Below are 25397 nucleotides of genomic sequence, written 5' to 3'. Positions count from 1 at the left end.
TGGTCAGGCTTTGAAGGCGGGACGCGATTTGCGCAGGGCCTGCTTCACCACGATCATGCCGTCGCGCAGGGTAAAGAGATCGGCGCCCTGCGCCTCGATCCGCATGCCGTTGGCGTCGGTGCCGGAGAAGGTCCATTCCGACACGGCGCGGTCACCATGGACAAAGTGGCTGTGGTGGTCCCAATGCGCATCCTTCATCCCGGCCCAGACGGCGGAGAAAGCGTTGGCGATGGCCTCGGCGCCTTCGACCTTGTTGCCATAGGCATGATCGCCGCCGACGGTGTAGAACACGCAGTCATCGGCGAAATGGGTCATCACGGCATCGACGTCGTGACGGTTGAAGGCGTCGAACGTATCGGCGAGGTCCTGGGCGGTGAGGGTCTTGGTCATGGGAATATCTCCGGTATTTGGGTGTTATTTCTGGATCAGCTGGCTGTGTTCCCGATAGGGAACGACCAGCGTCGGGATGTCGGCGCGGCGCAGGACGCGGGTGGCGACCGTGCCGAGGAAGGTGTGGGTGAACCCGTGATCATGCGCGCCCAGCACGATCAGGTCGCAGCCGAGTTCCTTGGCCCGACGCAGGATCGCGTCGGCCGGGTGGCCATCGACCACCTCGATCGAGGTCACCTGGTCGCGGATACGGGTGCCTTCGGCATCCAGCGCCGCCCAGAATCGCTGCTGACGTTCTGCCAGTATCTGCTTGACCATCTCGTGGCGGCGCTGGACCGCCTTTTCGCGGGTCTCGGTGTTGAGGATGAACATCTCAAGCGTCACCCTGGCGTCATCGGACAGGGGTTCGTTGACATGCAGGACGTGGATCTGCGCCCCTGTGACCTCGGCCAGGCTGGCGGCATGGCGCAGCGCATAGGTGGAGTTCTGCGACAGGCTGGTGGCAAAGAGGATATTGGTGATCGTCGGTTTCATCGGTGTTTTCCTGTCGGGAATGACGTCAGTAGCCCATCATACGCGGCAACCAGAGCGAGAGCTGCGGGAAGAGGGCGATGATGAAGATCGCGATCGTGTTGACCGCAGCGAAAGGCAGCGCGCGCAGCGAGATCGTCTCAATCGAGATGTTCGAGATGCCCGATGCGATGAACAGGTTTTCACCCAGCGGCGGGGTCTGGAAACCGATGCCAAGCGTACAGATCATCACCACCCCGAAATGGACCGGGTCGATCCCCATGGAATAGGCCACCGGCAGCATCACCGGCGCCAGGATCAGGATCGCCGCCAGCGTTTCCATGAACATGCCAACGAACAGCAGGAAGAAGATGATCAGTGTCCAGATGATGTAGAGGTTGTCGGTCAGCGACAGCATGCCGTTGGCGATGATCGCGGGGATCTGGTTTTCGACCAGAAGCCGGCCAAAGACGGTGGCGGTGAACAGGATCAGCAGCACGCGGCCGGTGAGCCAGGTCGTGGTTTCGAGCGAACGGTTGATCGAGTCGAAATTCAGTTCGCGGTAGATGAACACACCGACGAAGAGCGTGTAGAAGATCGCGACGATGGCGGCCTCGGTCGGGGTGAACCAGCCGGTGTAGATACCGCCGAGGATCACGACCGGCGCCATCAGCGACCAGAAGCCCCGGTAAAGCTCGCACAGGATGTTGCGGGCAGACCAGCCCTCGGTCATGCCTGTGTAGCCATGTTTGCGGCTCAGGATGTAGTTCATGATCAGGAGGCTTCCGGCGATGACAAAGGCCGGGACGAAGCCCGCGATGAACAGGACCGGGATCGAGACCGACTGGAAGGTGCCGAATTTCTCGACCGCTTCGGGCGGGGGCACCATGCCTAGCGCCGCGATGCCGAAGATCACCAGCGGGATCGAGGGCGGGATGACGATGCCAAGACCCCCGGCCGAGGCGGTGACCGCCGAGGCATAGCCACGGTCGTAGCCGCGCTGGATCATCGCCGGGATCATCAGCATGCCGACGGCTGCCGTGGTGGCCGGACCAGATCCCGAGATCGCGCCGAAGAACAGGCAGCCCACCACCGTGGCGGCGCCCATGCCGCCGGTGAAGGGACCGGCGAGGCTCTCGGCGATGTTGATCAGCCGCTTGGAAATGCCTGCGGCCTCCATCAGGGCGCCGGCCAGGATAAAGGCGGGCAGGGCCATCAGCGGGAAGGAGCCCACCGAGGTAAAGGCGATCTGCACGAACTTGATCGGGTTTTCATCGAGATAGAGGAAGGAGATCAGCGACGCGACACCCAGGGCCACGGTGATCGGCGCGCCGATCAGCAGCAGGACCAGGAACGAGCCGAACAGGATGGTGACGATTTCGTTTTCCATGGCGAATGCCCCTTACTTGACGTCGGATTGCTGTTGGGACTTCAGGTCGTCGAGGTCGATCTTGTCGGGATCGGCGATCTCTTCGCCCTTGACGAGGCGGCGCCAGTTCACCTGGAGGATGCGGATCGTCATCAGCGTGAAGGCGATGGGCAGGGCGATGTAGACCCAGCTCAGATGGATTCCAAGTGTCTGGGAAGACTGAAACTTGTTCATCTTGAAGAAGATGAAGTCGATCGTCAGGTAGATGAAGTAGACGTTGAAGAACAGCCAGAAGAGGTCGGCAAACCCTTCGAAATACTTCGCCCACGAGGCCGGGAAGAGCTTGAACTGAAAGGTGACGCGGTTATGGGCGCTCATCTTGGCGGCATAGCTGGCGCCGAAGAAAACGAACCAGACGAACATGTAGACCGACAGTTCCTCGATCCACGAGAACGAGTAGTCGAAGAATTGCCGCGACAGGATCTGTGTGAACAGAAGCCCCACGAACAGCACCAGAAGAATCCGGCAGATATAGCTTTCGATATTGTTGACGACGTACCAGAACTTGCTCATTGCGCCTCCTCCCTGAGGTGGCGCGCGCCGGGCGGGCGCGCGCCGTTCGTTCAAAGCGTCACTGCTGAACCGGCGCGCGGCCGAGCGTTTCCAGAACGGCGTTGAGCTTTTCCACGCCGCCGATCGAGTCGTAGAACTTGGGCCAGACGGCTTCGGTCGCCAGCTTGATGAACTCTTCCTCGCCGTTTTCCGGATCGGAGATCTCCATGCCCTTGGCGAGCAGGTCCTGCTTGATCGCGGCCTCGGAGTCGCGCAGGAACTGGGCGCTGGCCTGGGTTGCGGCCTGGCCAGCGTCGAGGATCATCTGCTGCTCGTCAGCCGATAGGCCCTGGAACAGGCTTTCGGAAATGATCAGCGGTTCGATCGAGAAGATGTAGCGGATGTTGGTGATGTATTTCTGGACTTCGTAGAACTTCATCGCGTTCACGGTCAGATACGGGTTGTCCTGCCCGTCAACGACCTGCTGTTGCAGCGCGGTGAAGGTTTCGGACCAGGCCATCGGCGTCGGGTTGATGCCCCAGGCCTTGTAGGTGTCGATCATGATCTCGTTCTTGGGGACGCGCACGACCAGGCCCTGAAGATCGGCCACCGATTTCACCGGCTTCTTGGAGTTGGTCAGCACGCGGAAGCCGGTATAGGTCCAGGCGATGATGCGAACGCCGGCGTCGTTGATGGTGTTCTGGGTCAGTTCCTCGCCGATCGGGCCCTGGGTCAGCTTTTCGGCCTCTTCAAGGCTGAGGATGACGTAGGGCAGCGAGAACACGCCAACGGTGGGCGAATAGGGCGTGATGTTGTTGATCGCCAGGAGCGACATGTCGAGCGTGCCCATCGCGGCATCGTTGACGGTCACTTCTTCGGAGCCGAGCTGGCCGTTGAGGAAAAGTGTGGCGGTGTGCTTGCCGCCGGATTTCTCTTCGAGCGCGGCGACAAAGGCCTTGCCGGTGGCTTCCTGAGCGCTGCCTGCGCTGTCGCCGACGGCGATCTTGAAGTTCTTCGCGTCAGCGGCACCGGCGCCGATCATCAGGGCGGCGATGGCAACGGCGGCTGCGGGTTTGAAGTGGGATAGGAATGTCATGAAATCCTCCAGGTTGACGTTCGCGCAAAACGCGAATGACCCGCCGCTGCCATATTCCTCCCGACCGCGGCGGGGATGGCGCTACCTATCGGCCGACCCAAAAACACGTTAGGGCCAGTTTTGTATTTGACTTAGACCAGAAAGAAGTCAAAATTTAGCATATGATCAAAACACGTGTTCCTCCGGACATATTCTTTCTTGACAAACAGTCGAAACGCCCCTTGCAGGGGCAAATCCGGGAAACGGTGATTGCGGCGATCCTGTCCCAGCAAGCTCCGCCCGGGACTGCTCTGCCGTCTTCGCGCCAGCTGGCGTCTCATCTTGGGATTGCAAGAATGACGGTGACGCTGGCCTATCAGGAACTGGTCGCGCAGGGATATGTCGAATCGATCAGCCGTGCCGGATACCGCGTTGCCGAGTCGGGCGCGGCGCACCGGATCGCTGTCAGCGACCCGGACTGGTCCGATGGATCCTCGGGGCGCTGGGAGCGATTCCTGTCCGATACGCTGGCGACCCGGCGGCGGGTGCTGAAGCCGGTGGACTGGCGCAGCTTGCCGTTTTCCTTTGTTTACGGGCAGATGGATACGGCGCTGTTCAACCATACCGCGTGGCGCAACTGTGCGCGGCAAGCGCTGGGCACCCGCGATTTCGATGCGATGGCGGGGGATATGGTCACGGCGGATGATCCGTTGCTTGTCAACTATATCCGGGCGCGGACCCTACCCCGGCGCGGTATCTCGGCCGACCCGGACCAGATCCTTGTGACCGTGGGCGCGCAGAACGCCCTTTGGTTGATCATCGCGCTCTTGGCGCGCCGGGGGCTGCGCGCGGTGTGCGAAAACCCGGGATACCCCGATACCGTGGCTGCCCTGCGGTGGCACGGGGCAGAGGTGGAGACGATCGACATCGACGAGCACGGGTTGCCGCCCAACCGGATTCCGCCGGGCACGGATGCGGTCTTTGTCACGCCCAGCCACCACGCGCCCACCAGTATCACCATGCCCAAGGCGCGGCGGCTACAATTGCTGGCCTATGCCGAAACCCATGATTTCATCGTGGTGGAGGATGATTACGAGTTCGAGATGAGCTATCTCGAACCGCCCAGCCCGGCGCTGAAGGCCTTTGACCGGACGGGCCGGGTGCTGTATGTCGGCAGTTTCTCGAAATCGCTGTTTCCGGGCCTCAGGCTGGGGTATCTGGTCGGTCCGCGCAGTGTGATCGCCGAGGCGCGCGAATTGCGGTCGCTGATGCTGCGCCATCCGGCCGGGCACCAGCAGCGGACGGCGGCATATTTCATGGCGCAGGGCCATTTCGACATGCAGATCCGCGATATGCGGCAGCAGTACGCGCGCCGCCGCGAGGCGATGCAGGCCGCGTTGGAGGCGCACAATTTCGAGATCGCGGGTGCGGCGCGATTTGGCGGATCCAGCCTTTGGGTCAAGGGGCCGGATGGACTCGATTCAACCGAGCTTGCGCACAGCCTCTTGCAGGACGGGGTGCTGATCGAGCCCGGCGCTCCGTTCTTTGATCGTCTGGATGGGCCGTGCCCGTTCTTTCGGCTGGGGTTTTCTTCGATCCCGGTGGATCGCATCGAACGGGGCATCGCGCTGATCGCGGAACATTCGGGCCGGCTGCTGTCGCGCTGAGCGACCTGCCCGGCGCCAAGGCGAAATCTTTTGATCTTCGCCGGGTTTCCTATATAGAGGCACATTCACTTCCGAGACCCGAGTCTGTCCATGTCCGTCAAAGCCCCGATCACCCAGGATGTCCTGACCCTTCCCCGCAAGCTGCCTGAGGGAAAGATCAACCTTGTCGGGCTGACCCGCGACCGGATGCGCGAGGTGCTGATCGTACATGGCACGCCCGAGAAACAGGCCAAGATGCGGGTGGGCCAGATCTGGCAATGGATCTATCAATGGGGCGTGCGCGATTTTGATGCGATGACCAACCTGGCCAAGGCGTATCGCGCGCAACTGGCCGAGCATTTCACCATCGAAATCCCCGAAGTCGTGACCCGGCAGGTGTCCGAGGACGGCACCCGCAAATACCTGGTCCGCATCGCGGGCGGGCACGAGGTGGAGGTGGTCTATATCCCTGAAGAGGATCGCGGCACGCTGTGTATCTCGTCGCAGGTGGGCTGCACGCTGACCTGTTCTTTTTGCCATACCGGTACCCAGAAGCTGGTGCGCAATCTGACCGCCGCCGAGATCGTGGGCCAGATCATGATGGCGCGCGATGATCTGGGCGAATGGCCCGTTCCCGGTGCGCCCAAGGATGAAACCCGCCTGTTGTCCAACATCGTGCTGATGGGCATGGGCGAGCCGCTCTATAATTTCGAGAACGTGCGCGACGCGATGAAGATCGCCATGGACCCCGAAGGCATCCAGCTGTCGCGTCGGCGCATCACCCTGTCGACCAGCGGTGTAGTGCCCGAGATCGCGCGGACGGCGGAAGAGATCGGGTGCCTTCTCGCGATCTCGTTCCATGCCACGACGGACGAGGTGCGCGACGTGCTGGTGCCGATCAACAAGCGCTGGAACATCGAAGAGCTGCTGACCGCGCTGGCGGCCTATCCCAATGCGTCGAACTCCGAGCGGATTACCTTTGAATACGTGATGCTGGACGGGGTGAACGACAGCGACGCCGATGCCTATCGCCTGCTGGACCATATCAAGCGCCACAAGATCCCGGCCAAGATCAACCTGATCCCGTTCAACGAATGGCCCGGCGCGCCTTATAAGCGGTCGTCGAACAACCGTATCCGCGCATTCGCCAACATCATCTATCAGGCGGGCTATGCCGCGCCGATCCGCAAGACGCGCGGCGACGATATCATGGCCGCCTGCGGGCAGTTGAAATCGGCCACCGAACGGGCGCGCAAATCCAGAAAGCAGATTGAGGCCGAGGCCGGTCTGGGCGACTGACGCTCAGTCGCCGAACCGATGGCTGATGAGCCGGTTGGCAATGTCGCGCCGGACCTCGTCGGGCTGCGCGTTGAGCGCCTGCACCAACCCGCGCATCTCGGCGCGAAGCCCGTGCAACTGGTCGATCAGCGAGATCATCAGGCCGATGGTCTCGGGCTCGGCTTCGTACTGGTCGTGCAGGTCACAGGCCAGTTCCAGCCGCGCGATATCGATCTCCTGATACATCGGGCCGGTCTCGGTCTGGGCCGGGATCACGATATGGGCCGCGCAATATTCGACCAGACGCCCCTCGGTCAGGCGTGACACACGGGCGATGACTTCGCTCTCGCTGAAGAACGGGGTCATGTCGGCATCCCCTTTCTTGGGTTGTAGGAATGGGATTTGCGCCAGTTTTCCATGAAATCGCGCAACCCGTCGTCGACGCGGTCGGGCATGACGATCGTAATCTCAACCAGTTGGTCGCCCCGCCCGGTTCCGCCGCGCTGGCGCACGCCCTTGCCCTTGAGCCGCAGTGTCTTGCCGGTGCTGGTGCCGGGCGGGATGGTTACGGCGACCGGCCCGTCGATGGTCGGCGTCGCCACCTTGCCGCCCAGAACCGCCTCGTCCAGTGTGATCGGCAGGGTCAGGTGAATATCGTCGCCCTCGCGCCGGAAAACGGGGTGTGGCGCCACCGAGATCGTGACCAGCGCATCGCCCGCAGGCCCGCCGCCAAAGCCCGGATCCCCCTTGCCGCGCAGCCGGATCGTCTGGCCATCGGCGACGCCAACCGGGATGCTGACCTCGAGCCGGTCGCCATTGGGTAAAGTGATCGGTTTGGTCGCGCCAAACACCGCATCGAGAAACGAGATCTGCATCGCATAGCGGCGATCCTGCCCCGGCGCGCGAAATTCTTGGGAACGTCCCGCACCGCCCTGCCTGCGCATGAACTCGGCAAAGATATCGGACATGTCCTCGTACTCGCCCTGTGCCTGGGCGCGGCGATAGGGGTTGCCGGCGGCCTCGGAATAGCTGCGGTAATACTGTTGCTGCGGTTTCTCCTGGCCCGAGGCGTCGACCTCGCCCCGGTCGAACCGGGCGCGGGTTTCGGGATCTTTCAGCAGGTCATAGGCCGCAGCGGCCGCCTTGAACCGCGCTTCGGCGGCGGTATCCCCCGGTTTCAGGTCCGGGTGACACTCCTTGGCGATCTTGCGATACGCTTTCTTGATTTCATCCTGCGACGCTGTCTTGGACAGGCCAAGGGCCGCATAGGGGTCGGTGCTCATGTCTGGCTCGTCATCCGTGTCTGGCGCGTTTCCTGCGCCGGGGATTAGAGCACGGGGTAAGCGATGCCGCAAAGAGGCGTCTTGGCGCAGCGACCCAAGTGGCGGTTTTTCTGGTTTTTCCGCCTCGGAAGTATAACATCCGATAAAGATTAACGGGGAGTATCGGACGTGTATCGCACCATGCTGTCAATTGCGGCCATTCTGGCCGGCAACGCCATAGGCCTTTTGCTGGCCGCGCTCTTGCTCGACGGGTTTTCCATCGCGCCCCTGTCGTTCATTTTTGTCGTGGCAATCTTTTCGCTGATTCAGGTGGTGGCGGGGCCGCTGATCAACAAGCTCAGCGAAAAGAACCTGCCCGCGCTCCAGGGCGGGGTGGCTCTGGTCGTCATCTTTGTGGGCCTGCTCGTGACCGAGATGCTGACATCCGGCCTGGTGATCGGCGGCGTGACGAACCTGTTGCTCGCCACGCTCTTGGTCTGGATCGGGGCGCTGATCGCCGGGATCGTCCTGCCGATCTACGTGTTCAAGGAACTGCGGGAAAACAAGGCGAAATAGCGCTCAGACCACCCCGTCGAGCGACGTTTTCAACGCCTGCCACAGTTCTTCAACCGGCTCGCAGCCGATCGAGAGGCGGACAAAGCCGGGATCGACCGCATCGCCCCAGCGGATGCGGCGCTCGGCCGAGCTGTGCACACCGCCGAACGAGGTGGCCGGTCGCAGCAGCGGGCATGTGTTGATGAACCGCTCGGCCTTGACGGCATTTTCCAGCGTCAGCGACATCAGGAAACCAAACCGCTGCATCTGGCCGCGCGCCAGATTATGCGCCGGGTCGGTCGGCAGGCCCGGGTACCGGACCGCCCTGACCACGGGATGTTGGGCCAGGCGCGGGGCCAGAACCTCGGCCGAGGAGCACATCCGGTCGTACCGCACTTCCAGCGTCTCCAGCCCGCGATGCAAGAGCCAGGCCTCGTGTGGGCCGGGGATGGCGCCGGAAATGCGGCGCCAATCGTCCACCGCCTGCAACAGGTCACTGTCGCGGGTGGCGACATGACCCATCAGCAGGTCGGAATGGCCGCCCATCGCCTTGGTGTCCGAGGCGACCACCATGTCGATGCCCAGGTCGAGCGGCCGCTGCCCCAGCGGCGTCATCGTGGTGTTGTCGCAGATCGTGATCCCGCCCGCAGCGCGCACCGCACCCGCGACGGCCGCGAGGTCGATCAGGTCCAGGCCAGGGTTCGACGGCGTTTCCAGGAACACTACGTCAAACCCGGCAAACCCTCCGGCGGCGAATTCCGCAGTCGGACGCTCCACCACCTCGACCCCGAGCTGGCGCAAGTAGCGGTCGGACAACAGCCGCGTCACGTAATAGCCATCGCCGGGGATCAAGAGCCGCTGGCCCGCCTTCAGCGTTGCAAACAGCGCCGCCGAGATCGCCCCCATGCCGGACGGAAAGACGCGGCAGGGCGCCGCTTCGAGATGCTCCAGCGCATGTTCCAGCGCCACCCAGGTCGCGTTGTGCACGCGGCCGTAGTTGGAGAAACTCCCCGGCTCGCCGGGCAGGTGATACATGCTGGACTGTACCAGCGGCAGGGCCACAGGATCGCCTTTGGACAAGGCATTGCCACGCAGATGCAGAAAGGCGCCCATGTCGGGGCCTTGGCGTTCGGTGTCGTCCATTCAAGGTCTCCAATGATCTTCGACGCAGGTCTAGCACCCTGTCCGCAGGGCTGAAAGAGGCGCGCGCGTTTGCGCTTCTTTCTGGTCTGAAATACTCCGGGGGAGCCGCGGCTCTGCTGCGGCGGGGGCAGAGCCCCCTTTTTTGCCCGCCCTTGTTTTTCCTCATTCGTGTTCAATTTCCGCCCTGATCAACAGTCAGTTTCGAAATTGGCAACAACGCCATGGAGGACAGGAAATGGCACAGGCAGATATCGGTGGCGCAATGATTGAGGCAGGCGTTCTGGACCTGCTGCAACGCGAACGGGCCAAGGCGCTGAGCGCGCGCGAGTGGAAATTCCGGTTGATGGGCTACGGCTATGCCATCAAGGACGTCAAGGGCGCCCAGGTGGTGACCAAACTGCCGCAGGGCATCGAACTGGGTATTCTGCCCACACATATGAACTGACCGGGGCCCGCTCCGGTCAGACCGAAACTGCCGCAGGTCCGCCCATGGCCCGGGTCATGGTACCGCCTTCGGCCGGGTCGGTATCCTTGCGCATGTGCAGGACCGTGTCCCGCACGCGGTTCCAGGTGCCTTCGTCGGGATAGATCATCACGATCAGCCCCTCGGTCGGGCTTATCCGTACAAGATGGCCGCCCACTGCGCCCATCGCCTTGATCTGGTTCAGTTTGTCCCGCGCGCTGGCGATCAGCGCCGTCTCGTTCAACGACGCATCATAGGTCCAGCTGGATACCGTCACATAGGCCATCACGTCCTCCCGCCTTGGCTCAGCGAGGACAGTCTAGCACGAATCGCCTCAGCGGCCGGGAATACTGTCGCGTGGGGGCGCCGGTTCCCAGTTTTCGATGATCTCCACCGCCTCTTGCGCGGTTTCGACAAAGCGGAACAGGTCCAGATCCTCGGCCGAGATCGTGCCGGCATCGGCCAGCGCTTTCCAGTTGATCACCCGCTCCCAGAACTCACGCCCGAAGAGCAGGAAGGGCACCCGCTCCATACGGCCGGTCTGGATCAGGGTCAGGGATTCGAACAGCTCGTCCAGCGTGCCGAACCCGCCGGGAAAGATGGTAATCGCCCGCGCGCGCATCAGAAAATGCATCTTGCGGATCGCGAAATAGTGGAAGTTGAAGCTCAGTTCCGGCGTCACATAGGCGTTCGGCGCCTGTTCGTGCGGCAGCACGATGTTGAGCCCGATGGAACAGCCGCCCGCCTCTTGCGCGCCCCGGTTGCCCGCCTCCATCACGCCGGGGCCGCCGCCGGTGCAGATCACCATTTCCTGGCACCCGCTGAGTTTCGACTTCTCGGTGATCAGGCGGGCGAATTCGCGCGCCTCGTCATAGTATTTCGACAGTTCCGCCAGCGTCTGGGTGCGCGCCTTGTCCTTGTTGGCGGGCGCGGGAATGCGGGCGCCGCCGAACAGGACCACGGTCGAGGTGATGTTGCGCTCGGCCATCATCATTTCCGGCTTGAGCAGTTCCAGTTGCAGCCGCACCGGGCGCAGCTCGTCGCGGCACAGGAAATCTTCGTCGGCAAAGGCGAGCCGGTAGGCTGCCGAGCGGGTCTGCGGCGTATCCGGCACGTGGCGTGCCGTCGATCGGTCGGTATGGGCGTCGCGGAACGGGCTTTGGCGGTCGTCTCTCATGGCGCGGGCTTCCCTGCTTGCGTCTTTCTCTCTGAGCTATAGGGTTCGCGGGGCAAGTGCCAGAGGCAGAGCGGCAAAGAGGGCGAGAGATGGACTGGACGGCAGAGATTTCGGCGGCGGCGGAGCGTATCGCGGGGCATGTGCAGGTGACGCCGGTGATGTCAACGAAGGGGTTCGGCCTGTCCCACCCGGTCGAGATGAAGCTGGAGCACATGCAGCATACCGGCAGTTTCAAGGCACGCGGAGCATTCAACACCTTGCTGGCCAGCGAAGTGCCCGCCGCTGGCGTTGTGGCCGCCTCGGGAGGAAATCACGGGGCGGCGGCGGCCTATGCGGCGCGCGCGCTGGGTCATCCGGCCAAGATATTCGTGCCTGAGATTGCGGGCCCATCCAAGATCGCGCTGATCCGGGGCATTGGTGCCGATCTCGCGGTGGTGCCGGGTGAATATGCCAATGCACTGACGCTAGCGCGCCAGCACGAGGCTGATACCGGCGCGATGCAGATTCATGCCTATGATGCGCCGCTGACGGTGGCGGGGCAGGGGACATGTTTTGCCGAATGGGACGCGCAGGGGCTGGAGGCCGATACAGTGCTGATCGCGGTCGGTGGCGGAGGCCTGATCGCAGGCGCACTGACCTGGTGGCAGGGCGCGCGTAAGGTGGTCGCGGTCGAGCCGGAGACCTCCTGTGCCCTGCATGCTGCGCTGGCGGCGAATGGGCCGGTCGATGTCGATGTGTCGGGTATTGCCGCAAATGCGCTGGGCGCGCGGCGGATCGGCGAGATCTGTTTCGGGCTTTCGCAGGGGGCGGTGACCTCGGTTCTGGTGCCCGATGCCGCCATCGCCCAGGCGCAGCACGCGCTCTGGTCGGAACGGCGGATCCTGGTGGAGCCTGCGGGCGCCACGGCGCTGGCGGCGCTGATGTGTGGCGCCTATCGGTCGGAGCCGGGCGAACGGGTCGCGGTGCTGGTCTGTGGCGGCAATATCGCGCCCGATCCCTTCGCGGGCTAAAAAGACGGCGCCTGCTGGGAGGCTTGGCGCAAACTGCTCAAGCCATGTCGCATTGCGCCAAGGCCCGCGCTTGCGTATAGGCGACACCAACATCACGCATTGATCAGGGAGCAAGACCTCATGTCCAACGCACAGCTGGAAGCCGCCATCGAGGCCGCCTGGGAGGCCCGCGACACAATCACCCCCGCAACCACAGGCGAGGCTCGCGAGGCCATCGAGGAAACCCTGAACGCGCTGGATGGTGGCAAACTTCGCGTGGCCGAGAAACAGGCCGATGGCAGCTGGCACGTGAACCAGTGGGCCAAGAAGGCGGTGCTGCTGGGCTTCCGCATCAAGGATATGGAAATCCAGTCGGGTGGCCCGCAGGGCGGCGGCTGGTGGGACAAGGTGGACAGCAAGTTCGCCGGCTGGGGCGAGAACCAGTGGAAGGCCGCGGGCTTTCGCGCGGTGCCCAACTGCGTGGTGCGCAAATCGGCCTATATCGCGCCGGGCGTGGTGCTGATGCCGTCCTTCATCAACCTCGGCGCCTATGTCGACAGCGGCACCATGGTCGATACCTGGGCAACGGTGGGTTCCTGCGCCCAGATCGGCAAGAACGTGCACCTGTCGGGTGGTGTCGGTATTGGCGGCGTGCTGGAGCCGATGCAGGCCGGGCCCACCATCATCGAGGACAATTGTTTTATTGGCGCGCGCTCCGAGGTGGTCGAGGGCTGCATCATTCGCGAGGGTTCGGTGCTGGGCATGGGGGTCTATATCGGCAAGTCGACCAAGATCGTCGATCGCGAGACCGGCGAAGTCATGTATGGCGAAGTGCCGCCCTATTCGGTGGTGGTCTCGGGGTCGATGCCGACAACCGGCGGCATCAGTCTCTATTGCGCGGTGATCGTCAAGCGCGTTGACGAGAAGACCCGGTCCAAGACCGGCATCAACGAGTTGCTGCGCGACTGATCCGGCAACACCGATTTCGAACCAGGCCGCGGCAGGGTTTGCCGCGGCTTTTCCATGTCCGTCAGGCGCGCAACAGTGCCCGCGCCTCGTATCCGCGCAGTGCCGGGCGCACCGATGGGCCATAGCCATAGCCCGGCGCCGAGAGATCCGGCATCAGGCGCAGGACCTCATCGCGGGTTTCGCGATCAAAGGCGCTGAGCGACAGGTCGCCCGGGTGATAGCTTTCGCTTTCCAGCCCGTCCGCGCAAATCACCTGATGCCGGTCGAACAGGATATGGACATAGGTGACCGGCCGTCCATCGGCGCAGCGGCGGATTGTGCGCCCGTTTTCCAGGTCCTTCGCCTTGACCAGAACCTCGGCCGCGCCGAACAGCAGTTCGGATTGCGGCAGTTCGAGCAGTATCCGGTGGTTGGGGGAAACCGCCACGGCGCCATGCCGCCCCAAGGCGCCCCGCGAGATCAGAATGGGCGCGTCGGGCCCCTCGGCGATGCGCCGGGTGTATCCGACCCAGCGCACCGGCTGCGGCCCGTGGTCCTTGGTGAACACCTTGTCGCCGGGCCTGAGGGTTTCGACGGCGATCTTGCCTTGCGGCGTGTCGATCAGGGTGCCCGCGACGAAACAGGGGGTCGTGTTGATGGTGACAAAGGCAGTGTCGGTGTTTCCCACCGCATCCGTCACCTGATAGGAAAGCGCGTTCGAGCTTGCCTCGGAGCCATCGGAATCGATGGTAAAGGTGCCATCGGCGTTCAGGGTGATGGTTTCGCCGGTGGACAGCGTCACGGTATCCCCAGCCGAGACCGGTTGTCCGTTGATCATGGTGATGGTGAGCGTTCCGCCCGCCGCCGAACTGTCATTCCCCAGCACATCGACCGTTTCCGCGTTTTCACCCGTCACCTCGACCGTGTCGTCTTCGGCGATCAGGGCGGTCTGGATTGAATCCCCTGCAATCAAGAGGTTGGAATCGTAAACCCCGTCCCCGGCATCGGCGATGGCGATCTTTACGTGTTAATCTCACCGGGATTGACCGGCGCCTTGAGCGTCAGCGTGACAGTGAATCCATCCATCTCGGTATTGGCGATCTCGGCGTTGGCCGGATTGTCGACATAGAGGCTGGAATTGGTTTCGTCATCGATATTGTCGATCGTGATGTCGCCGCCACCGATGGACAGTTCCGCCTGAACACCGTTCACCCAGATGCCCACCGCGTCGTTGAAGCCGGACCCGACATATTCCAGATACTCCTCTGATGAAAACACCACCTGCATGGTCAGGGTGGAGCCTTCGGGGATGAAACTGGCCTCGAAAACCGAGGCGTCATAGGTTTGGGCGCCTGCCATCTCGGTCAGTTGCGAGTCGCCCGTGAGGTGATGATTTGTGCTGGTTCCGGCAGAGGTATTGGCGTCGCCGGAACTGTTAGTGATCGAGGTCGCCTTACCGGTGGACAGGATCACGCCGGTGTCCGATGGCGTGATATCGGGTGCGACGGTATCACCATCGGAATAGATGCCCGAGGCCGAGGCGGCGCCGGTGTAATCGGCTGACACGATCTGAATGCCGTTGCCGAACATGGCGTTGGCCATGTCCATGGCCGAGGCTGACGTGTCGATGGACAATTCGCTGGCGGTAGGCATCGGGCTGGAATCCGGTCAGTTGCGTCCGTTCCGGGATAATCCGCCCAGCTTTCTAAGACCTTTATCCCGGGCTGTGCAGCAGCGTATCGGCGCCCGCGATTTCCGGACAGTTTGTATCAAGTTGACGTCTTGCAGGGCGCGCGCTAAGGCGGCGCCATGGAAAAGCCCCGCAAAGAATCCCGCCAGCAGGTGTTCACGCTTGTCGTCCAGATAGGGCGCAAGGCAGGCGATGGCCTGCCTGACGGTGCCACCGGCGCCGCCCTGATGTGTTATGCCAGCGGCGTGGACGAGGCCGAGGCGGTCCGCGAAACGGTTGCGATCCTGAAACAGGCCGATACCGCGCCGCTGGATGTCACCGGCTATGGCACGCTGGAAGAGCGCGAGGCGCAGGGCCACGAGATCGACGCCGAAGAGCGCGCACTGATGCAGCGGGCGCTGGACGAGAACGCGGTGATCGTGGCGCAGATGACGCCGTTTTTCGGCGACGAGATGGACTGAGCAGGGTCAGTTTCGCGCGCCGAACCACTTGCGATAGATCTGGTCATATGTGCCGTCCTCGCGCAGGGCGAGCAGGGCCTGGTTGACCTCTTCCACCCGTGCCGAGCCGGTGGGGAAGGCGATGCCATAGTTTTCCCGCAGGAACACCGACCCGGTGGTCGCGGCCTTGCCCCGGCCGCGATGGGTTGCGTAATAGGCTAGGATCGGTGCGTCGAACACCAGCGCGTCGACGTCGCCAGCCTCGAAGGCCGTCAGCATGGCCTCCAGCCCGTCGTAGGCGGCAAAGTCGATTTCGCGGCGCGACAGGAAGGCGGCGGCGGTCGAACCTTCGACCGTTCCTACGCTGCGGCCGTAGAGATCATTGACCGAATTGACCGAACCGCTGATCGCCTCGACCGTCATCACCGATGTGATGCGGGCGGTGAACACCGACACGATGAACAGCGACGACACCACCAGCAGAACCCCGAACATGCGCCCGAAGGCGGTGCGCGGCACGCGCTCCTCGAACCCGCCATTGACCACCAGGTTCAGCGCCCACCAGAACGAGGGGAACCAGGCCTCGTCCAGCGACCGGTCGAAATAGGGCTGGGCGCGGCGTTCGAAATACCACATGACCATGCCGCCGGTCAGCAGGATGACAAAGGCGATGCCGATGGCCAGAAACAAATCGCGCGACATCAACGCGCGCAGCAGCGCCGGAACAGCCGATTGTTCTTCGGGCACAAGAATCTGCAAGCCGGATTCAAAGATAGGCTGGCTGAAATCCATTCGCGTTTCCCGCGCCGCGGTGATCGAGATATTGGCGATGGCCAAATCGGCCTCACCCGTCTGGACGGTGTTGAGCATGTCGGCGAATCTGTCCTTCTGCTCAATGCTGTACTGCCAGCCCAGCGTTTCGGACAGCGCCGCCAGAAGGTCCATCGAAAACCCGGCCTCGCCGCCCTTGTCGGCAAAGGAAAAGGGCGGTCGCTCGACCGTGGCGACCGTAAGCGTTTGTGCCAGAAGGCCCTGGCTCCAGAGTACGGCCAGAGTTGTCAGGATAAGAAACAATTTGCGCATTGTTTTGGTCACGTCCGGTTTTTAGACCCTTTAAGCGGGTCTCCTCTTGCAGGCAACCCGGCCCTGAGGTCACTCTGCCGTCAAACAAGGGCAATGTGCCGGGCTTGCAACCGGTATTCGAGATTGGGGAGCATGTGGAATGCAGAAAGCCGACAGCATTATTCTGGGCGGGCGGGTCCTGACACAGGACCAACACATGCCGAGAGCCGAAGCGCTGGCGATCGCGGGCGGGCGGATTCTGGCCGTTGGATCGGATGCCGAGATGCGCGCGCTGGCGGGGCCCGAGACCGAGGTGATCGAGGCCGGTGGCGCGACGGTGCTGCCCGGGTTTGTCGAAAGCCACCTGCATCTGTTCATCGGCGGAGCCGAGCTGGACCAGGTGCATCTGCACGGCACCGCCGACCCGGAAACCGCCCGGCGCAAGCTGGCCGAAGGGGCGGCGCGCAGCCCCGGTTCAGGACTGCTGGTGGCGCAGGGGCCGGGATATGCGCTGTTTGACGGGTGGGTGCCGCGTCTGCTGCTGGACGATCTCATGCCGGATCGCCCGCTGGCGCTGGTGGCCGATGACCACCACACGGTCTGGGCCAACACACGAGCGCTGGAGCTGGCGGGTGTGCTGCACGGGCGTGAAACCCCGGACGGGCACGAGGTGGTGATGGGCGAAGACGGGCTGGCCAACGGCATGCTGCTGGAGCCCGAGGCCTATGCACCGGTGCTGAGCCTGAGCGGCTATTACCGCGCGATGCAGGGTCTGGCGGTGGGCACCGAGCCAGACCCGGCACCGGATGCCGCGCAGCGTGCCGGGGATCTGGAGGCACTGGCGCGTGGTCTGGCGCATGCCAATGCGCATGGGGTGACCTCGATCGTCAACATGGACGGCAACCTATACACGCTCGACCTGCTCGACCAGTTGCGTGCCGAGGGGCGGCTGACGGCGCGGGTGCGAGTGCCGTTCCATTTCCTGCCCGAGATGGACGATGCCGAACTGGAACGCGCCAGCGAGATGCACGCGCGCTGGAATGACGAGTGGCTGGCCTCGGGTTTTGTCAAACTGTTCATGGACGGGGTGATCGAAAGCAACACCGCCTTCATGAAGGCGGATTATCCGGGCCGTCCCGGATGGCGCGCCCATGGCCGGTTTTCGGCGGAGCGGTTTGCCAGACTTGCGACTGATATCGACCGGCGGGGCTTGCAGATCGCGGTGCATTCCATCGGCGATGCAGCGACCTCGCGCGTGCTCGATGGCTATGCGGCGGCGCGCGCGGCCAACGGCGACAGCGGTCTGCGGCACCGGATCGAGCATATCGAGGTGATAGACCCGGCCGATATTCCGCGACTGGCCGAACTTGGTGTGATCGCCTCGATGCAGCCGATGCATGTGCCGGGGACAGGGTTCCCGCTGGAACCGGCGCAGAGCGCCATCGGGCGCGCACGCTGGCCGGACAGCTATCCGGTGCGTCGGATCAAGGATGCCGGTATTGCCGTCGCACTGGCGTCGGACTGGCCGGTGACCGACATTTCGGTGATGCGGGGCATTCATGCCGCCGTGTCCCGGCAAAGCTGGTGCGCCGAACAGGGAGATCCGCGCCTGACGCTCGCCGAGACGCTGGAGGGCTATACGCTGGGCGGCGCCTTTGCCGAGAGGACCGAGGCGATCAAGGGCAGCCTGACCCCCGGCAAGCTGGCCGATGTGATCATTCTGGACACTGACCTGGAGGCTGTCGAGCCTGTCGATCTGGAACGGGTAGCGGTGCGTCGCACGATCTGTGGCGGGCGCACGGTCTATCAGCAGGATTGATGCGCCGCGCGCCGCTCAGGCGGCGCGGGCTTCTGCCAGAATGCGGGCGTCGAACGAGCGCAGGACAATATGCGAGGGCCGGCCGTGGTCCGGCAGCCGGCTGCGCTCGCATCCGGCAAAGATGCTGGCGGCAAGGTGCAGGGGGCGACGATGCAACCTGCCTATATAGAGGCTTTCGGCCAGCGTTCCTGCGGTGACAATCGCTTCGCCCGAGGGCAGCAGCAGCTGCGAATAGGTGATCGTCAGCCCGGCACGCGCGGGCATGACGGAGTGGCCACCGACCAGGTGGCGCGCCGAGACCAGAACCGCCTCGCGCCCGAACAGGTATTCAACCTCGGTTCCTGAGAGCAGCAGCCGCTGTGACGGCGCAACCACGATGTTTTGCCTGAGCCCAAAATAAGGTCTTCGGATTGTTAGCGGCGCAGTACTGCCGAAGGCAGGAACCGTGCGGCTGACCTTGTGCAGGACAGGAACCGCGTCGCCGTTGGCAGAAATCACTGTGTCGCCCCGCTGGATCTCTCTCAGTTCGCGGTACCCCGCCGGGGTTGCGATGGGCGTGTCCGGCAGCAGCGACGGCATTGGGCCGACCGGCTCGATCCGGTTTGACAGGGCGAAATAGACCATATCCTGAGACACGAACCTGTGGCCGCCCTCGGTAAACAGCGCCTTGAGATCGTCGGTCCTGAGGGGGGGAGGAGAGTCGATCTGGACCAGCAGCGGAAACTCCCGTTCCTCGTGTTCCAGCGCAATCCAGCCCGCCCGCGCCGGTGCGTCCCAGGCGTAGCTGAGCCGGAGCGTTTCAAGCCGCCCGCTGTCGGCGACGTTCAGCACCTGATGCAGGACCGACCCGCCCTGGTTAACGATCAGGATCAGTCCGCCACCGGGAATTGCCTGAAGGGACAGGTGGAACGGCCAGGTGCCCTGCCGTTCGTATTGAAGCAAGAACCTTGGCCGGTTCGCGTTTGGCAGACGGGTTTCGAAAACCAGGGTGCCGCGCACCATCAGATCTTCTTCGGCGATGTTGCCCTGCTCTGCCGGGCGCTGCCGGGGCGTCAGCCCGTCGGGCGAGAACTTGTCGATGCCGGGGGCGGAAACGGCGATCCAGCTCATCTTAGGCCACCTTTCTTGGCGTCGCCAGCAATAGCGCCTCGTATTGGCGCAGGATCCGTCTGGCCGCCGGACCGTACCCCTCGCCGGTTCGCGGATCGAGTTCCGGAAACAGATCGCAGATTTCAGCGAGAATCGCGTCGTCGAACAGGGTCCCGATCTGTGGTCCGGGCAAAAAGCTCTCGCTGGCCAGCCCCTCGGAATAGATCACCTCGTGCCGGTCGAACATGACGTGGACATAGGTGACGCGCCCGCCGGGAACTTGCAGAACGGTGCGCCCGTTGACCAGGTCGGCGGCAGTGATCAGCACCTCAGGTTCGCCGAACCACAATTCGCTGAGAACATCGCGCACCAGGATCCGGTGCTGTGGCGAGACCATCAGGTCGCGATGCCGGCCAAAGGCCCCTGCCTTGATGAGAATGGGCGCGAGAGGACCCTCGGCATCGACGGTACGTTCGCCAACCCAGCGCACCTCTTGCGGGCCATGGTCGCGCGTCAGCACCATATCGCCCGGTGTCAGCCGTTCGACCTGGCGTTCGCCATCGGGGGTGTCGATCAGCGTCCCGGCCACGAAACAGGGGATCGAGTTGATATTGACCAAACCGGTATCGGTATTGGTGCCGTTGGTAACCGTATAGGTGAAGTTGAAATGCTCGACATCGCTGTCACCAATGACAGTGATGGTGCCGTCGGCGTTCAACTGAACGCTCTGCCCCGTTTGCAGGGTGATGATGCTGCCAGCGGTGACGGGAATGCCGTTTAAATGCGTGATGGTCAGCGTCGCACCGGACGGGTTGATGTCGTTGTCCAGGATATCGAGCGTCACTTGACCATCCGGATACATGGTGCTGTGATCGGCGACCGCGATCAGACGGGTCTGAAGGCTGTTGGCGGCGATCAGGAGGTTGGAGTCATAACTGCTGTCCGAGACATCCGCGACCCCGAGACGAATGGTGTTCACAACGCCGGGGATCACGTTCATCGTCAGGGTCATGGTGACCGTCAGGCCATCCATTTCCGTGTTATAGGCGTCGTTGGTGTTGTCCAGAAACAGGTTCTGGTTGCTTGTCGCGTTGATGTTGCCGGGATCCGTGTCGCCATTGCCAATCTCGAGGTTGGCCTGGACGCCATTGACCCAGACGCCGACAAAGTCCTGATAGATGGAGTTCTCGAACTCGGGATATTCCTCGGAAGAGAAGACGAATTGCATCGTCATCACGTTCGCATCGGGGATGAAGCTGACGTCCAGATAAGAGGCGTCATAGGTGTTTGTGCCTGCGGCGGCGTTGAAATCGGGGTTGTTGTTCTGGCCCGAGGTATTGGTCGAGGTGTTGGCCGACCGGTTCGGATCGCCGCCCGAGCGGGTGAAATCCGTGGCCCGGCCGGTGGACAGGATGATCCCGGTATCGCCCGGTGTCGCGCCGGGCGCCAGCGCATCGCCGTTGGAGTAGATCGCCGAGGACCGGCCCCAACCCGAATAGGAGGCACTGACAACGGTCACCCCGTCACCGAATATGGTCTGCGCCATCTGCATCGCAGACGCGCTGGTATTGTATGTCAGTTCGGCGCCCGTGGCCATTTTCTGCCCCAACCTGGTTCCGTCAAGGCAGAGCAAGCAGACCGTATTGATCCCGGTCCGATACAGTGAACCGGCCGCGTCTGATGCGCGGTTGTGTTCGGTTCAGCCTGTTCAAGGCGATATGCTCGAAACCCTGCCTCGGGTCTTGTTTTTTTGTTTATCAACCTTAGCACGAACAAATTTGCGTTGTTAAGCGGATATCTGCGCAAAAGGCTTGGCAATGCAGCGTTTTCGTCACAAATGTGGCGCCCAGACGATGCGTAGCTGCTCAAGGAGCCCGCCCATGACCACAGATGCCGCCCGGTTGACCGCCGATCTGATCCGTTGCGCTTCGGTCACGCCCGAGGATGACGGCGCGCTGGATGTCGTGGAAAGCGTGCTCGCGCAGGCCGGGTTCTCCTGTGTCCGGGTCGATCGCGGCGGGGTGCGCAACCTGTTTGCCCGCTGGGGCGACAAGGCGCATCCGCGCACCTTCGGGTTCAACGGGCATACGGATGTGGTGCCGGTGGGCGATGCGGCGGCCTGGACGATGCCGCCTTTTGGGGCGCAGGAGAAAGACGGGTTTCTTTATGGCCGCGGCGCGACGGACATGAAATCGGGCGTTGCGGCCTTTGCCGCCGCGGCGGTGGATTTCGTGACGCAGACACCGCCCGACGGGGCGGTGATCCTGACCATCACCGGGGATGAGGAAGGCGAGTCCATCGACGGCACCACGGCGCTCCTTGACTATATGGTAAAGGCGGGCGAGCGGATGTCGGCCTGCCTGGTGGGAGAGCCGACCTGTCCCGACCGGATGGGCGAGATGATGAAGATCGGGCGGCGCGGGTCGATGTCGGCCTGGTTCACGGTGACCGGGGTGCAGGGGCATTCGGCCTATCCGCACCGGGCGAAAAACCCGCTGCCGGCAATGGCGCGGCTGATGGATCGTTTGGCCAGCCACACCCTGGACGAGGGCACCGACCATTTCGACGCGTCCACATTGGCGGTGGTCACCATCGACACCGGTAATCCCGCGACCAACGTGATCCCGGCGCAGAGTCGCGCGGCGGTCAATATCCGGTTCAACGACCTGCACTCGGGTGCCAGCCTGACCGCCTGGATGCAGGGCGAGGCCGACCGGGTGGCCGAGGAATTCGGCGTCGCGGTCGAGATGAAGGTGAAGATTTCGGGCGACAGCTTCCTCACCCCGCCCGGTGCGCTGTCCGATCTGGTGGCGGCCGCGGTCGAGGCGGAAACCGGCGTGGCACCAGTGCTGTCGACCTCGGGCGGGACCTCGGACGCGCGCTTTGTCAAGGATCACTGCCCGGTGGTGGAATTCGGGCTGGTGGGCCGCACCATGCATCAGGTGGACGAACGGGTGGAGATCGCCCAGATCCATCAGCTCAAGGCCATCTATGGCCGGATCCTGCGGGACTATTTCGCCTGAGCCAGAGCGATGCGGCGAACGCTGGTCATCATGGTCAAGGAACCGCGCCCGGGCCGGGTGAAAACCCGTCTGGGGCGCGATATCGGCATGGTGGGCGCGGCCTGGTGGTTCCGCCACCAGACAAGCGCGCTGATCCGGCGCCTGCGCGATCCGCGCTGGCAGATCGTGCTGGCGGTGTCGCCCGATACCGAGGGGCTGGCCAGCCGGGTCTGGCCCGCCGATCTGGCGCGCCGCCCGCAGGGGCACGGCGATCTGGGTCAGCGCATGGGGCGGCTGTTGCGGGGTGCGCCCCGTGGGCCGGTCTGCCTGATCGGTGCCGATATTCCCGGCGTCACCCGCGCCCATGTCGCCCGCGCCTTTTCGGCGCTGGGCGCGGCTGATTTCGTGTTCGGACCGGCACCCGATGGGGGCTATTGGTTGGTGGGCGCGGCGCGGCGTTGTGCCTTGCCGCCGGGCCTGTTCGGAGATGTGCGCTGGTCCAGCGAGCACGCGCTGGGCGACACGCTGGCAGGGCTGTCGGGACATCGGGTTGCTTTGGTCGACATGCTGCAAGATGTTGATACCGCCGCCGACCTGCTCGATGCCCCTATGCCGTCGCTTTTGCGGTGACGCGCCCCGCGCCGCGTGCTACGGCGGAATTATGACTCGCATCCCTACCAAGCAGGAAATTCTCGAGTGGATTTCCGCGCATCCCACGCTCACCTCGAAACGCGATATCGCCAAGGCCTTTGGTATCAAGGGCTCGGACCGGATCGACCTGAAACGCATCCTCAAGGAGCTGGAGGCCGAGGGCCATCTGGAGAAGCGCAAGCGCAGCTATGCCGACCCGGACCGGCTGCCGCCGGTCAGCGTGTTGCAGGTCAAGGAACCCGATGAGAACGGCGATCTGTTCGCGCGCCCGCTGGAATGGCATGGCGAAGGGGTGGAACCCATCGTGCTGGTCCTGCCGCGCGCCAGCGATCCGGCGTTGGGGGCGGGGGATCGTATCCTTGCACGGCTCACCGTGGTGCATGAAGAGGATCACAATTACGAGGCGCGGCTGATCCGCCGGATCGGCACCAACCCGCACAAGATCCTGGGCATCTTTCGCAAGGGGGCCGAAGGCGGGCGCATCGTGCCCATCGACAAGGCGGGACAGAACGAATGGCTGGTGGCCGAGGGCGCGGTGCATGGCGCCAAGGACGGCGAGCTGGTCGAGGCCGAACAGGCCGGGCCCAAGGGCCGCATGGGCCTGCCGCGCGCCCGCATCATCGAGCGGCTGGGCGATCCATCCGCGCCCAAGGCGGTGTCGCTTATCGCCATTCACCAGCACGGTATCCCCGACGATTTCCCCGACAAGGTGATCGAGGAGGCCGACCGGGCCAAACCGCTGGGCCTGTCCGGGCGGCAAGATCTGCGTGACATGCCGCTGATTACCATCGACCCGTCGGACGCGCGCGACCACGATGATGCCTGTTTCGCCCATGCCGATGACGACCCCAAGAACCCCGGTGGCCATGTTGTCTGGGTCGCGATTGCCGATGTGGCGGCCTATGTCCGTGCGGGCAGCGCACTGAACCGCGAGGCGCGCAAGCGCGGCAACTCGACCTATTTCCCCGACCGGGTGGTGCCGATGCTGCCCGACCGGCTGTCGGGCGATCTGTGCTCGTTGCACGAAGGGGTGCCGCGCGCCTGTATCGCGGTGCGGATGCAGATCGACGCGCAGGGCAACAAGATCGGTCACCGGTTTGTGCGCGGGATGATGCGCTCGGTCGCCTCGCTGAACTATCAAGAGGTGCAGGAGGCCATCGACGGCGCCCCCAACGACAAGACCGGCCCGCTGTTGGATGAGGTTCTGACGCCGCTTTATGCCGCCTACAAGGCGCTGAATGCGGCGCGTGAGCGGCGCCAGCCGCTCGACCTTGACCTGCCGGAACGCAAGATCGTGCTGAATGACAAGGGTCATGTGGAGAGCGTGGCCTTTCGCGATCGGCTGGACGCGCACAAGCTGATCGAAGAGTTCATGATCCTCGCCAATGTGGCCGCCGCCGAGACGCTGATCGCGAAACGCGTGCCGCTCTTGTTTCGGGTCCACGAGGAACCCGCGCCCGAAAAGCTGGAGGCGCTGCGCGAGACGGCGCAGGCATCCGGGCTGACGCTGGCCAAGGGGCAGGTGCTGCAAACCCGCCATCTGAACGCGTTGCTGCATCAGGCGGCGGGGACGGACGAGGCGGAGCTGATCAACATGTCGACCCTGCGGTCAATGGCGCAGGCTTATTACCACCCCGAGAACTTTGGCCATTTCGGTCTGGCTCTGAGGAATTATGCGCATTTCACCTCGCCTATCCGGCGTTATTCCGACCTGATCGTGCATCGCGGCCTGATCAAGGCGCATGGCTGGGGCGATGACGGGCTGACGGCGGACGAGATCGAGCAACTGGACCGCATCGCCACCTATATCTCGGACACCGAGCGCCGCTCGATGATGGCCGAGCGCGACACCACCGACCGCTATCTGGCGGCCTATCTGTCGGAACGGGTGGGTAATGAGTTCACCGGGCGAATCAGTGGCATCGCGCGATTCGGCGCCTTTGTGAAACTGGACGAGACCGGGGCCGACGGGCTTGTGCCGGTGCGCTCGCTGGGGCGTGAGTTCTTTCATTTCGACCGCGAGGCGGGGACGCTGATGGGGTCGGAAACCGGGCTGCTCATCTCCATCGGGCAGCGGGTGACGGTGCGGCTGGCGCAGGCCTCGCCGGTGACCGGTGGGCTTGAGTTCGAGATGCTGAGCCTGGAGGACAGCGAGATGCCACGCGGTGGCACCCCCTCCAAGGGCAAGCGTGTGGTGCGACGCAAGGCGGCCAAGGCCAAGCACAAGGCGGATAAGCTGAACCGCAAGCTGGCACGCAAACGGCGGTGATATCAGGGCTGACCAGGG

The 25397-nt window shown here is 63.5% G+C and carries 26 protein-coding genes; 11 read left to right on the top strand and 15 right to left on the bottom strand.

All coding sequences use genetic code 11. The features are described 5' to 3' along the window. Positions 1-3 precede the first annotated feature (3 nt). From OEZ49_RS14350 to OEZ49_RS14330, 5 genes are read right to left on the bottom strand one after another with little or no spacing between them, the layout of a single operon-like run. A complete protein-coding gene (locus OEZ49_RS14350) occupies positions 4-390 on the bottom strand; it encodes a nuclear transport factor 2 family protein (protein ID WP_164130983.1) in 387 nt (128 codons plus the stop codon). 24 nt (positions 391-414) lie between these two features. After that, entirely contained in the window at positions 415-924 is a 510-nt protein-coding gene (locus OEZ49_RS14345) for a universal stress protein (RefSeq protein ID WP_263388953.1), read from the bottom strand. 25 nt (positions 925-949) lie between these two features. Continuing rightward, the gene (locus OEZ49_RS14340) at positions 950-2290 is read right to left on the bottom strand and encodes a TRAP transporter large permease (protein ID WP_263388951.1); all 1341 of its coding nucleotides are present in this window, start codon (positions 2288-2290) and stop codon (positions 950-952) included. A 12-nt stretch (positions 2291-2302) separates the two neighbouring features. After that, positions 2303-2842: a TRAP transporter small permease gene (locus OEZ49_RS14335; protein ID WP_164130989.1), complete on the bottom strand. Its 540-nt coding sequence runs from the start codon at positions 2840-2842 to the stop codon at positions 2303-2305. Between the two features lie 58 nt (positions 2843-2900). Beyond that, positions 2901-3917: a TRAP transporter substrate-binding protein gene (locus tag OEZ49_RS14330; protein ID WP_263388950.1), complete on the bottom strand. Its 1017-nt coding sequence runs from the start codon at positions 3915-3917 to the stop codon at positions 2901-2903. A 161-nt stretch (positions 3918-4078) separates the two neighbouring features. On the opposite strand from OEZ49_RS14330, the gene pdxR reads away from it, so the two are divergent. Both pdxR and rlmN read left to right on the top strand, forming a co-directional pair. Then, positions 4079-5563 carry a MocR-like pyridoxine biosynthesis transcription factor PdxR gene (gene pdxR / locus OEZ49_RS14325; protein WP_263388949.1) on the top strand — a complete coding sequence of 495 codons (1485 nt, stop codon included), beginning with the start codon at positions 4079-4081 and terminating at the stop codon, positions 5561-5563. 90 nt (positions 5564-5653) lie between these two features. Next, complete coding sequence (gene rlmN / locus OEZ49_RS14320; RefSeq protein ID WP_263388948.1) at positions 5654-6841, top strand: 23S rRNA (adenine(2503)-C(2))-methyltransferase RlmN; 1188 nt, start codon at positions 5654-5656, stop codon at positions 6839-6841. A 3-nt stretch (positions 6842-6844) separates the two neighbouring features. Here rlmN and OEZ49_RS14315 read toward each other — a convergent pair whose 3' ends face one another. Together OEZ49_RS14315 and OEZ49_RS14310 are read right to left on the bottom strand one after the other, a co-directional pair. After that, positions 6845-7186: a hypothetical protein gene (locus OEZ49_RS14315; protein ID WP_263388947.1), complete on the bottom strand. Its 342-nt coding sequence runs from the start codon at positions 7184-7186 to the stop codon at positions 6845-6847. Then, complete coding sequence (locus OEZ49_RS14310) at positions 7183-8103, bottom strand: DnaJ C-terminal domain-containing protein (protein ID WP_263388946.1); 921 nt, start codon at positions 8101-8103, stop codon at positions 7183-7185. The genes OEZ49_RS14315 and OEZ49_RS14310 overlap by 4 nt, the downstream gene beginning before the upstream one ends. A gap of 168 nt (positions 8104-8271) precedes the next feature. Between OEZ49_RS14310 and OEZ49_RS14305 the strand changes: the two genes are divergently transcribed. Continuing rightward, complete coding sequence (locus OEZ49_RS14305; protein WP_263388945.1) at positions 8272-8658, top strand: hypothetical protein; 387 nt, start codon at positions 8272-8274, stop codon at positions 8656-8658. Positions 8659-8661: 3 nt separating this feature from the next. Here OEZ49_RS14305 and OEZ49_RS14300 read toward each other — a convergent pair whose 3' ends face one another. Continuing rightward, on the bottom strand, positions 8662-9780 hold the full coding sequence (locus OEZ49_RS14300; protein ID WP_263388944.1) for a cystathionine gamma-lyase: 1119 nt from the start codon (positions 9778-9780) through the stop codon (positions 8662-8664). A gap of 235 nt (positions 9781-10015) precedes the next feature. Here OEZ49_RS14300 and OEZ49_RS14295 point away from each other — a divergent pair, with 235 nt between their 5' ends. Next, entirely contained in the window at positions 10016-10225 is a 210-nt protein-coding gene (locus tag OEZ49_RS14295) for a hypothetical protein (protein ID WP_164131001.1), read from the top strand. A gap of 16 nt (positions 10226-10241) precedes the next feature. Here OEZ49_RS14295 and OEZ49_RS14290 read toward each other — a convergent pair whose 3' ends face one another. Continuing rightward, on the bottom strand, positions 10242-10529 hold the full coding sequence (locus tag OEZ49_RS14290; RefSeq protein WP_263388943.1) for a hypothetical protein: 288 nt from the start codon (positions 10527-10529) through the stop codon (positions 10242-10244). Positions 10530-10577: 48 nt separating this feature from the next. Continuing rightward, positions 10578-11420 carry an LOG family protein gene (locus OEZ49_RS14285; RefSeq protein WP_263388942.1) on the bottom strand — a complete coding sequence of 281 codons (843 nt, stop codon included), beginning with the start codon at positions 11418-11420 and terminating at the stop codon, positions 10578-10580. Between the two features lie 89 nt (positions 11421-11509). Between OEZ49_RS14285 and OEZ49_RS14280 the strand changes: the two genes are divergently transcribed. Both OEZ49_RS14280 and dapD read left to right on the top strand, forming a co-directional pair. Further along, positions 11510-12430 (top strand): threonine/serine dehydratase, encoded by a 921-nt coding sequence (locus OEZ49_RS14280; protein ID WP_263388941.1) that lies wholly within the window; start codon positions 11510-11512, stop codon positions 12428-12430. 120 nt (positions 12431-12550) lie between these two features. Further along, entirely contained in the window at positions 12551-13378 is an 828-nt protein-coding gene (dapD, locus tag OEZ49_RS14275; protein WP_263388940.1) for a 2,3,4,5-tetrahydropyridine-2,6-dicarboxylate N-succinyltransferase, read from the top strand. 61 nt (positions 13379-13439) lie between these two features. Here dapD and OEZ49_RS23005 read toward each other — a convergent pair whose 3' ends face one another. Together OEZ49_RS23005 and OEZ49_RS23000 are read right to left on the bottom strand one after the other, a co-directional pair. Beyond that, positions 13440-14330 carry a Hint domain-containing protein gene (locus tag OEZ49_RS23005; RefSeq protein ID WP_317853174.1) on the bottom strand — a complete coding sequence of 297 codons (891 nt, stop codon included), beginning with the start codon at positions 14328-14330 and terminating at the stop codon, positions 13440-13442. 47 nt (positions 14331-14377) lie between these two features. After that, positions 14378-15010 carry a choice-of-anchor L domain-containing protein gene (locus OEZ49_RS23000; protein WP_317853173.1) on the bottom strand — a complete coding sequence of 211 codons (633 nt, stop codon included), beginning with the start codon at positions 15008-15010 and terminating at the stop codon, positions 14378-14380. A gap of 156 nt (positions 15011-15166) precedes the next feature. Here OEZ49_RS23000 and OEZ49_RS14265 point away from each other — a divergent pair, with 156 nt between their 5' ends. Then, positions 15167-15508 carry a hypothetical protein gene (locus OEZ49_RS14265; RefSeq protein ID WP_263388939.1) on the top strand — a complete coding sequence of 114 codons (342 nt, stop codon included), beginning with the start codon at positions 15167-15169 and terminating at the stop codon, positions 15506-15508. Positions 15509-15514: 6 nt separating this feature from the next. Here the strand turns inward: OEZ49_RS14265 and OEZ49_RS14260 are convergent, their stop codons facing one another. Continuing rightward, on the bottom strand, positions 15515-16570 hold the full coding sequence (locus OEZ49_RS14260) for a transporter substrate-binding domain-containing protein (RefSeq protein ID WP_263388938.1): 1056 nt from the start codon (positions 16568-16570) through the stop codon (positions 15515-15517). A 139-nt stretch (positions 16571-16709) separates the two neighbouring features. Here OEZ49_RS14260 and OEZ49_RS14255 point away from each other — a divergent pair, with 139 nt between their 5' ends. Then, a complete protein-coding gene (locus OEZ49_RS14255) occupies positions 16710-18368 on the top strand; it encodes an amidohydrolase (protein WP_263388937.1) in 1659 nt (552 codons plus the stop codon). A gap of 15 nt (positions 18369-18383) precedes the next feature. Here the strand turns inward: OEZ49_RS14255 and OEZ49_RS14250 are convergent, their stop codons facing one another. Together OEZ49_RS14250 and OEZ49_RS14245 are read right to left on the bottom strand one after the other, a co-directional pair. After that, entirely contained in the window at positions 18384-19478 is a 1095-nt protein-coding gene (locus OEZ49_RS14250) for a Hint domain-containing protein (RefSeq protein ID WP_263388936.1), read from the bottom strand. A gap of 1 nt (position 19479) precedes the next feature. Beyond that, the gene (locus tag OEZ49_RS14245) at positions 19480-21054 is read right to left on the bottom strand and encodes a Hint domain-containing protein (RefSeq protein ID WP_263388935.1); all 1575 of its coding nucleotides are present in this window, start codon (positions 21052-21054) and stop codon (positions 19480-19482) included. 283 nt (positions 21055-21337) lie between these two features. Between OEZ49_RS14245 and dapE the strand changes: the two genes are divergently transcribed. Genes dapE through rnr form a run of 3 tightly spaced genes read left to right on the top strand, consistent with a single transcriptional unit; the run spans position 21338 to position 25379 of the window. Beyond that, positions 21338-22480: a succinyl-diaminopimelate desuccinylase gene (gene dapE, locus OEZ49_RS14240; RefSeq protein ID WP_263388934.1), complete on the top strand. Its 1143-nt coding sequence runs from the start codon at positions 21338-21340 to the stop codon at positions 22478-22480. A gap of 9 nt (positions 22481-22489) precedes the next feature. After that, on the top strand, positions 22490-23089 hold the full coding sequence (locus OEZ49_RS14235; RefSeq protein WP_263388933.1) for a TIGR04282 family arsenosugar biosynthesis glycosyltransferase: 600 nt from the start codon (positions 22490-22492) through the stop codon (positions 23087-23089). Between the two features lie 31 nt (positions 23090-23120). After that, the gene (gene rnr / locus OEZ49_RS14230; protein ID WP_263388932.1) at positions 23121-25379 is read left to right on the top strand and encodes a ribonuclease R; all 2259 of its coding nucleotides are present in this window, start codon (positions 23121-23123) and stop codon (positions 25377-25379) included. Positions 25380-25397: the final 18 nt, after the last annotated feature.

Source organism: Ruegeria marisflavi (assembly GCF_025673445.1).
Taxonomy (GTDB): Bacteria; Pseudomonadota; Alphaproteobacteria; order Rhodobacterales; family Rhodobacteraceae; genus Ruegeria_B; species Ruegeria_B marisflavi.
The sequence above is the reverse complement of the archived record's forward strand: the minus strand, read 5'-3'. Positions and strand labels throughout refer to the sequence as shown.

Bases quoted from the DNA above. Each gene is read 5' to 3' on its own strand.
- OEZ49_RS14350 (WP_164130983.1), bottom strand. From the start codon at position 390: ATGACCAAGACCCTCACCGCCCAGGACCTCGCCGATACGTTCGACGCC.
- OEZ49_RS14345 (WP_263388953.1), bottom strand. From the start codon at position 924: ATGAAACCGACGATCACCAATATCCTCTTTGCCACCAGCCTGTCGCAG.
- OEZ49_RS14340 (WP_263388951.1), bottom strand. From the start codon at position 2,290: ATGGAAAACGAAATCGTCACCATCCTGTTCGGCTCGTTCCTGGTCCTG.
- OEZ49_RS14335 (WP_164130989.1), bottom strand. From the start codon at position 2,842: ATGAGCAAGTTCTGGTACGTCGTCAACAATATCGAAAGCTATATCTGC.
- OEZ49_RS14330 (WP_263388950.1), bottom strand. From the start codon at position 3,917: ATGACATTCCTATCCCACTTCAAACCCGCAGCCGCCGTTGCCATCGCC.
- pdxR (WP_263388949.1), top strand. From the start codon at position 4,079: ATGATCAAAACACGTGTTCCTCCGGACATATTCTTTCTTGACAAACAG.
- rlmN (WP_263388948.1), top strand. From the start codon at position 5,654: ATGTCCGTCAAAGCCCCGATCACCCAGGATGTCCTGACCCTTCCCCGC.
- OEZ49_RS14315 (WP_263388947.1), bottom strand. From the start codon at position 7,186: ATGACCCCGTTCTTCAGCGAGAGCGAAGTCATCGCCCGTGTGTCACGC.
- OEZ49_RS14310 (WP_263388946.1), bottom strand. From the start codon at position 8,103: ATGAGCACCGACCCCTATGCGGCCCTTGGCCTGTCCAAGACAGCGTCG.
- OEZ49_RS14300 (WP_263388944.1), bottom strand. From the start codon at position 9,780: ATGGACGACACCGAACGCCAAGGCCCCGACATGGGCGCCTTTCTGCAT.
- OEZ49_RS14295 (WP_164131001.1), top strand. From the start codon at position 10,016: ATGGCACAGGCAGATATCGGTGGCGCAATGATTGAGGCAGGCGTTCTG.
- OEZ49_RS14290 (WP_263388943.1), bottom strand. From the start codon at position 10,529: ATGGCCTATGTGACGGTATCCAGCTGGACCTATGATGCGTCGTTGAAC.
- OEZ49_RS14285 (WP_263388942.1), bottom strand. From the start codon at position 11,420: ATGAGAGACGACCGCCAAAGCCCGTTCCGCGACGCCCATACCGACCGA.
- OEZ49_RS14280 (WP_263388941.1), top strand. From the start codon at position 11,510: ATGGACTGGACGGCAGAGATTTCGGCGGCGGCGGAGCGTATCGCGGGG.
- dapD (WP_263388940.1), top strand. From the start codon at position 12,551: ATGTCCAACGCACAGCTGGAAGCCGCCATCGAGGCCGCCTGGGAGGCC.
- OEZ49_RS23000 (WP_317853173.1), bottom strand. From the start codon at position 15,010: ATGCCTACCGCCAGCGAATTGTCCATCGACACGTCAGCCTCGGCCATG.
- OEZ49_RS14265 (WP_263388939.1), top strand. From the start codon at position 15,167: ATGGAAAAGCCCCGCAAAGAATCCCGCCAGCAGGTGTTCACGCTTGTC.
- OEZ49_RS14260 (WP_263388938.1), bottom strand. From the start codon at position 16,570: ATGCGCAAATTGTTTCTTATCCTGACAACTCTGGCCGTACTCTGGAGC.
- OEZ49_RS14255 (WP_263388937.1), top strand. From the start codon at position 16,710: ATGCAGAAAGCCGACAGCATTATTCTGGGCGGGCGGGTCCTGACACAG.
- OEZ49_RS14250 (WP_263388936.1), bottom strand. From the start codon at position 19,478: ATGAGCTGGATCGCCGTTTCCGCCCCCGGCATCGACAAGTTCTCGCCC.
- OEZ49_RS14245 (WP_263388935.1), bottom strand. From the start codon at position 21,054: ATGGCCACGGGCGCCGAACTGACATACAATACCAGCGCGTCTGCGATG.
- dapE (WP_263388934.1), top strand. From the start codon at position 21,338: ATGACCACAGATGCCGCCCGGTTGACCGCCGATCTGATCCGTTGCGCT.
- OEZ49_RS14235 (WP_263388933.1), top strand. From the start codon at position 22,490: ATGCGGCGAACGCTGGTCATCATGGTCAAGGAACCGCGCCCGGGCCGG.
- rnr (WP_263388932.1), top strand. From the start codon at position 23,121: ATGACTCGCATCCCTACCAAGCAGGAAATTCTCGAGTGGATTTCCGCG.